We start from the raw sequence: 889 nt of genomic DNA, 5'->3' as shown, positions 1-889 counted from the left end.
CCGTGACAGGCTAGAAACGCCCATCTTATCAGTTTTATTGTCAGCTATTTGTGCATGAAATAAATGAAAAAAGAATCCATTTCTGCTAAGGTTAAATCACGACAAAATAACCAGTAGAAAGGATTCTTATAATGGCTACTTTACCGCAAATTACGCTTAATTACAATCGTCAAATTAAACTATCGAATGATGGAGGTTCTCTTTCCTCTGATACGGGTACGCTCATTTTTAGAGAGTTCGATGAAAAGCTTGGCTTCTCTCAAACATTGTCGAAACATCTAGACTTGAAGGACACGAGGTCTTTCTTTACTCATTCCAATGAAAATTTGTTGCGTCAAAAGATGTATCAAATGATTGCTGGCTATTCCGAAGACGATGCGGCAGATCAATTAACGGACGACCCTATTTTTACACAAATCCTTGGAACAGCTGCGCTCGCTTCTCAACCTAGTCTATCTCGTTTTTGGGGACGATTTGATGCGAATTCCATTGAACAATTAGAAATGGCCAATCAAAAACTACTCGATAAAGTACATCGGTACAGAAAGTCTAAGGCCATCATCTTTGATTTGGATTCTACTCATGCAGATACCTATGGCAATCAAGAATCAATCGCTTACAACGCCCATTATGGAACGGTTGGTTTCCATCCATTAGTTGTTTTTGACGGTGTCACAGGTGATTTTCTGAAAGCCAAGCTACGTCCTGGCAATGTGTATACTTCTAACGGTGTAGTAGAATTCATCCAACCATTGATTGAACATTACAACGAGAACTTCCCAGAGACTACTCCATTTATTCGCGGAGATAGTGGATTTGCTGTCCCTGCTTTGTACGATTTGTGTGAAAAGGAATCCGTTTATTATGTCATCCGTTTAAAATCGAATGC

General features: G+C 39.4%; 1 protein-coding gene. It reads left to right on the top strand.

The genetic code is table 11. The annotated features are described in order from the left end of the window. Positions 1-131 precede the first annotated feature (131 nt). On the top strand, positions 132-889 hold a 758-nt coding region (locus tag B371_RS0100210; protein WP_019412362.1), incomplete at its 3' end, for an IS1380 family transposase.

The organism is Paenisporosarcina sp. TG20 (assembly GCF_000286315.1).
In the GTDB taxonomy this organism is placed as follows: domain Bacteria; phylum Bacillota; class Bacilli; order Bacillales_A; family Planococcaceae; genus Paenisporosarcina.
The sequence above is the reverse complement of the archived record's forward strand: the minus strand, read 5'-3'. Positions and strand labels throughout refer to the sequence as shown.